General features: G+C 46.5%; 7 protein-coding genes and 1 pseudogene. 1 reads left to right on the top strand and 7 read right to left on the bottom strand.

What is annotated here, in order from left to right; translation table 11 throughout:
- From ABYP73_RS10560 to ABYP73_RS10530, 7 genes are all read right to left on the bottom strand, one after another.
- Positions 1-1,496: adenylate/guanylate cyclase domain-containing protein (locus tag ABYP73_RS10560; RefSeq protein WP_372974295.1), on the bottom strand; the 1,496-nt coding region annotated here is incomplete at its 3' end.
- Positions 1,497-1,590: 94 nt separating this feature from the next.
- Positions 1,591-2,031: a hypothetical protein gene (locus ABYP73_RS10555; RefSeq protein ID WP_372974294.1), complete on the bottom strand. Its 441-nt coding sequence runs from the start codon at positions 2,029-2,031 to the stop codon at positions 1,591-1,593.
- Positions 2,032-2,108: 77 nt separating this feature from the next.
- On the bottom strand, positions 2,109-2,594 hold the full coding sequence (locus tag ABYP73_RS10550) for a hypothetical protein (protein WP_372974293.1): 486 nt from the start codon (positions 2,592-2,594) through the stop codon (positions 2,109-2,111).
- Between the two features lie 313 nt (positions 2,595-2,907).
- Entirely contained in the window at positions 2,908-3,663 is a 756-nt protein-coding gene (locus ABYP73_RS10545; protein WP_372945501.1) for an SDR family NAD(P)-dependent oxidoreductase, read from the bottom strand.
- Between the two features lie 153 nt (positions 3,664-3,816).
- Positions 3,817-4,707: a DUF4382 domain-containing protein gene (locus ABYP73_RS10540; protein WP_372974292.1), complete on the bottom strand. Its 891-nt coding sequence runs from the start codon at positions 4,705-4,707 to the stop codon at positions 3,817-3,819.
- Positions 4,708-4,856: 149 nt separating this feature from the next.
- Entirely contained in the window at positions 4,857-5,273 is a 417-nt protein-coding gene (locus ABYP73_RS10535; RefSeq protein ID WP_372945499.1) for an OsmC family protein, read from the bottom strand.
- Positions 5,274-5,304: 31 nt separating this feature from the next.
- Positions 5,305-6,141 carry a dienelactone hydrolase family protein gene (locus ABYP73_RS10530; protein WP_372945498.1) on the bottom strand — a complete coding sequence of 279 codons (837 nt, stop codon included), beginning with the start codon at positions 6,139-6,141 and terminating at the stop codon, positions 5,305-5,307.
- 199 nt (positions 6,142-6,340) lie between these two features.
- Between ABYP73_RS10530 and ABYP73_RS10525 the strand changes: the two are divergent.
- Positions 6,341-6,531, top strand: a pseudogene (locus ABYP73_RS10525) (fasciclin domain-containing protein); the annotation flags it as partial.

Genomic DNA, 6,531 nt, shown 5'->3' with positions numbered 1-6,531 from the left:
ATATCAAATTCAGGCTCGCCTTCATCCCGGTTCGCTCTCCTCTCCTCGACAAAGTGCATGATATCAAAAGCGGCCTGTACCATTTTCAGGGCGTGGTCCCCCAGGGGTTCAGGCAGTCCTCCGGCGCACATATAGGAATCCCCTATGGTCTTGATCTTTTCGAGACCGTAACGCTCCACGATGTCGTCAAAGGCTGTGAAATAGGTGCCTATGGTATTCACGAGCAGTTCAGGATCCGTTCGTTCCGAGTGTTTGGTAAAGGAGAGAAAGTCTGTGAAAAGCACGGTGACAGATTCCAGTTTGTCCGCTTTTACAGCCCCAAATTTTTTCAATTCATCTGCTGTTTTTTCCGGGAGGATGTTCAAAAGCAATTTATCAGACCGGTCCCTTTCCAGTTCGATGATGGCATTGGTCCTCCTGATAAACCGATTTCTCCGGATCAGGCTTATGGCGAAGAGTATGATCAGAAATAGGGCAATGGCTGTGGCGATCACAATAATCTTTTGAGTCTTTCGCCTTTGATCCAGAAGTTCGATCTGCATTTTGGATCTGTCTAACTCGTTGTTCATAACTTCCTGAACGGCCGCGACGTTTTGTACGCTATCCCTGAAAGAGATATGATTCCGGTAGTATTTCAGGGCTGCAGCCGGGTACCCGGTCTTTTCATAAAGTTCAGAGAGCTTGAGATAGGCCTCACTGATCTCGGCCTTGATCCCCAGCTTCTCAGCCAACCTCAAGGCCCTTAGGGAATAATCAAAGGCCGAATCCCAGTCATTCCGCTCTGCATAAATGTCGGACATGAAGGTGAGATAGGTGGTGATAGGCCTGTAGTTACCTATCTCTTCAAGGATGACTACGGCCTCACTGATATTCGCCTCAGCCGCATCATGCAACCCTTTCTGGGCATAGGCCAACCCTGTGTTTCCTTTATTATAGGCGATATACTCTGTATTTCCCAGTTCATTGAAGATCTTACCTGATTGCTCAAAGAGCACCAAAGCTGAATCCGGTTTCTGCCACCCCAAATACATATCACCCAGGTTTTCTATGGAAACAGCGTAAGCTTCCCGGTCTACATCTTTCAGGGTTTCAATGGCGTTAAAATAATACTCGATACTGTTCTTCCTGCTTCCCAGGCCATCGTAAACCCCTGCGATGGCAATATACATTTTAGCCATTTCCTTTCGATCTCCCAATTCATCGATCTTATCAACAGCCTTAAAATAGTAATCCAGGGATTTACTCAGGTCGCCTTTGGCTTCATATGCATTGCCCTTTTGGAGATATGCCTTATAGATTCCCCTGATGGAGTCGTATTCAAAGGCTTTCTGGAGGAGCAAATCGGAATACATTAGGGTCTCATCAGGATCTGGATTTTTGGCAGCGATCTCCTCAAGGAGGCCAATAAGATCCTCTGGTTCGTAATTCTCAGTTTCGTAAATAATTATAAGACTGTCCGAGATGCGTTTGTTTTGAGCGTTAACGTTCAATCCCAACAAAAACATCCAGCACAACGCAAGGCATGTCTTGAATAAATGATCAGAACATGAACGGAATTGCACCATGGGTGTCGCGTTTTTGAAAGCTTAATCAATTGATGATCCGAATACAGGAACGGGTAACGTGATCCTGGTCCGAATGCCCAATCCGAAAGACCAGATCGTACATATAATCTTCCTCCCCGCCCCTTATGACGGTGGCCTGCATCTCTTCACCTCCGGGAATAAGATTTCTGCTGAAGATCCTGGGACCTTTAACGTACCTCACATGCCGGATCTTAACGGGGACATCGCGGTCTGATAAGGAGACTGCCTCCCAGTGAATGTGATCACCTACGCTGGCCAGGACGGTAAATGCCCCTCCTTTACCCGTATTCAATACTCGGGAGTTGTCTCCCACCGCCCAGCTAAGCGCTTTTTCTGGAGTAAAATTCTTTGTATCTATTCTTAGCGTGATATGATGTACCTCCTGTGCGGTTATGGGATTCCACAGGAGACATATGACCAATAATATATACACTCTGGGTGGCATAGGTGGCAATTGACAATTTTGAAAAAGCTCTCGGAGTTCTTAAAACCCCGAATCTAGGTATCCTTTCCTGCCCTGGTCTAATTGACCTGTATCTTCGGATCGATCATTTGAATCCCTTCCTTATTCTTTACTTTGAACTTGATCTTGTATACATAATCATTATTTAGAGCAGTTTTCCTTTTAACTTTCACCTTGACTTTTTCTTTGCCCTTGTCATCTATCCCGGGGATGCTGTCCTTGTCAAAAATATTGGTCCCTCCTTTATAGATGATCTTTTTTATATCTACATCGCCTCCATCAGAGGTGACTCCCTCCCATTCTATCTCCGTTCCGTCCTTAACCAGGATTGTGAAATTTTTCGGATTTCCATCATCGAATATCACTACGGATGAAGGAGTGGCCGAAAGAGTACAGCCTGGTGGGTCTGCCAGCTGCTCTCCTAATTGGGAGGTATTAACGGTAAGGGTAACTATAACAGGATCTTTTTCCTTTTTACAGGTGGTGAAGACTAACAAACACAAAAGGATGAAAAATGTACGAGTGGAGTGATTGAAGGTTTTCATAGAGTTGGTTTTAGGTTGGTTAAACAAAAATATATATGCCCACTTAATCACTATACAAGATAGTGAATTATCCTGATAGTCAGGGCTCAACAGTTTTATATGAGGTTTGAAAAAAGTTATGTTACATCAAAAAAGAGCGCCTTGAGGACGCTCTTTTTCGGGTTGGTCAGTTGGTTATCGTTATAAGTTATCGATGAACGCTCACAAAGAAATCGGTTCCCGTAACGCAAATGGCCTTAGTTAGGACGAAGTTGCGTAAATATTGTCCGAACGGCATGCATTTCTTACCGAGCCGAGGGGGGTCTCAGGGGTATTAGTGAATATAGCTTCCGGCATTGATATCTATGGTAGTACCCGTAGCGTGATCCATGGCCCCGCTGGCCATAAACCCCACCAGGGGGGCAATGTCCGTAGCCTCGGTCAATTCGTTGAGGGAGAGCTCTTCCAGGACACGGGCCTCGCCATACTCCCCGATGAACTGTTCCGCCATGGCGGTGCGAGTAAACCCGGGGGCCACAACAAAGGCTTTGATATTGTATTTCCCAAAGGACCTCGCCACACTTCGGGCCAGGGAAGTGAGTCCGCCTTTAGAGGCTGCATAGGCCAGGTACTCCTCTGTTTCCCCCCTGAAGGCTGCCCGGCTTCCGATATATATGATCCTGCCTTCTTTCTTTTCCATAAAGTAGTCCAGGGCTAACTTGGTCAGTAAGCCCACTGAGTCCAGATTTACCGCCAGGGTCTGTTTCCATACGCGAAACCATTCTTTCACTTCCATGTCCATGGGATGTGGGATAAACACCCCTGCGTTGAGCACCAGAGTGTCTATGGAACCCATAGTATCCAGGGCTGCGCTAAAGAGTCCCGGAACTTCTTCGCTTTTAGACAGGTCGGCTTTTAAGGTACTCACCTGCTTTTCACCGTATCGGGAAGCCAGGGAGTGGGCGGCCGACTCTCCCGAATAGAAGTGTACGCCCACCCGGGCCTTGTGCTGCAGCAGATGGTCGGCAATGGCAAAACCGATGCCCTTGGAGGCCCCTGTAACTAAAATATGCTGTCCCTGTAATTTCATATCTGAGGGTTTGATTTGTGTGGATTATCAAAGAAAAGTAATCATTATTTGCCATATTTCACCCATGCCTTTTCTTATCAGGGCTCAATCAACATCAAACAAAAATGCGGGCCCATGGGACCCGCATTCTCGATCAAAAATATTTTGTTTTGGTTACTCGGAGGGCAGCAACTCAAAGTTGGCCGTAGTTCTGTTCCCAGCGTCGATCAGAACTCCTTCCAGCGCTTGTGAATCATAGCCTTCAATTTCTACGCTTATATCGTACATACCGGCCTCAAGCCCCATGACAACGTAGCCTCCGGTCTCATCCGAAAAGGTCGAAGTCACTTCTTCCCCGGCCTGAAAGACAGTGATCTGGGCTCCGTCAAGAGGCAGGACCTCAGTTTCCCCCTGAGTAGTGATCATTCCCTGTAAGGTTCCCGAGGTGGTGAGATTGCTTACCTTGATCACGGGTTTAAAGTTAAAACCGTTGAAGTTTGCCGTACCTATCTTACCCCTTGGAACAAAGGATTTACACACATCGAAGTCGAACAACAGGTCTGCAGATAAACCCCCGGTTACCACCAGTGGAGGGTCGATGAAGATCTTGACTCCTGACGATTCTCCGCTTGGAAATTTCAGGTCGAACGTCGTGCCGTCTTCGTCATCCAGAACAATGCTGGCATCTTTTACATACACGCGGAACAGGTCATAGACTCCTGCCGGAATATCCATATCTACAAGGGTTTCTGTAACCCCGTTCGTAAGGTTGAGCAGGTTGACCGTAATCTCTTCGTCCATCAGGACGACAAAGGACGACTGAGAATCGTCATCCATTCCGGAATTTTCCTCCCCTTCTCCATCGTAATCCTCATCATCTCCATGATAACGGGCTTCGATCTTGAAAATGGTCACATTCGCCTCCGCCACCATGTCGTGGGGAAAAGGGGCATCTGTCAGCTGTATGGACAGGGATCCCATTTCAGGGGAGCTTGACTCAGACTTGGAGCAACTTGTCAGGATCAACACCCCCAGAATAAAAGCATAAATAAAGTTAGTTTTCATAATTATCCTGTTTTAAAAGGACCCCTAAACTATTGTATCTTAAACGGATACCATAATAATTCGAAGACTTTTCGATGAATGGTATCTTTCCTGATCCCCATAAAAAAAGGGCCCGAAGGCCCATAATTAGCACGTCGGTCCGCATCCTTTCAGACCAAACTTGCGTTCAGGTTGATCTTAGCCTTTAATAACTGGGAGATCGGACAGGTCTCTTTGGCCTGCCTGGCAACCTCTGCAAACTGGTCTTTCCCAATCCCGGGGACCTTCCCTTTGAGGTCGAGTGTTATTTCTGTGACATTTCCGTCTTCGAAGAGAACGGTCGAATCAACATTCAATTCATCAGGGGTAAAGCCGGCATCTCCCAGCAGAAAGCTCAATTTCATGGCAAAACATCCTGCATGAGCCGCTCCCACGAGCTCCTCAGGATTGGTGCCTACCCCATTTTCAAATCGGGTACTGAAGGAATATTGGGTCTTGTTCAATACCGTGCTGGCGGTGGTGAGTTGTCCCTTGCCATCTTTGCCGCCTCCAAACCATTGCGCGTTCGCTTTTCTAGTAAATTTCATCTTATCTTGTTGTTTTTAAATTATATATAAACTATTTATTAAATGTTTCATTTAATAGTTCCTTCAATTGCTGCCATGATTCTTCGTCTGCTTTTTCCTGATAGGCCAGTGGCAGATTGAACTTTTGGCCCAGAGAATCCGCATCCTTGCTGGTAAATGCATGCTGGGCTCCTTCGTAGGCAATGTATTCATAATCGGCCCCGGAAGCGTCCATTGCTTCTTTAAAGGCCGCGATGGATTCCTCAGAGACAAACGGGTCTGCCGCCCCATTGCAAACCAGAACCCTGGCCTTGATACCCTCGTTGGGCATGACGGGCAGTTGCACTCCGCTGTGAAAAGCAGCTACCGCATCGAGGTCTTTCCCGGCATTGGCCATCGTCAGGACCACACTGCCGCCAAAACAATAGCCTATGGCAGCAATTTTTGTTGAATCTACAGTCGACTGGGATTTCAGGAGTTCCAGGGCAGCGTCAAACCGGGCTGTGGCTGCACCTATGTTTCTCATGACCATCCCGGAGAATTTACCGGCATCATCAGGATGCAGGGCCTGTTTTCCGTCACCGTACATGTCTACAGCCAGGGCTGTATAACCCAATTCTGCCAGCATTCGCGCGCGTTCACGTGTGTATTCATTGTGGCCCCACCACTCGTGCACGACCAGAATACCCGGCCTTTTGCCTGAGAAGGCCTTATCATGGACGAGATATCCCTTCATGGAAGTAGAATCCGTTGAATAGGTCACTTCTTCCCCAGTGAGGGTTGATTCCTGGGGCATCTTTTCATCTGCAGCATTTTCCTTATTTCCGGATTTACAGGCGAGGACGAGAATCGCAAATAGAATGCCAGTAATTGACGTGAATTTTCTCATGTTCTCAGGATTGAAGTTCTACGAAAATACAAAGAAGGAGGCGATTCTTTTGCGTCTTTTACTCTATAATACAGGCCTCATGAGCGTTTGAGATCCCAGTTTTAATATTGTTTAACTATTTAAGGATAAATTTAAACATTATTTAATAACTCCTTCCTGCCTCAATCAGTATATTCCCTATGAATCTAAAACTATTTCAATGAAAGTATGTAACGTATTATTCCTGACAGGGTTGTTTTTGATCTCCTGTGGGGAAGCAAAAAAAGACAAAAATTCCGAAGAGGTTAGCGGAACCGAGATGACAGAAAATATCAACGTTAAAAAAACACCTGCCGTTCCCGAAACCATTGTTGGGGTTGCGAGCGGAAATGAGAATTTCAGCACCCTGGT

This window comes from Muriicola sp., assembly GCF_041567615.1.
Taxonomy (GTDB): Bacteria; Bacteroidota; Bacteroidia; order Flavobacteriales; family Flavobacteriaceae; genus Muriicola.
This window is presented reverse-complemented; position numbering and strand designations above follow the sequence as displayed.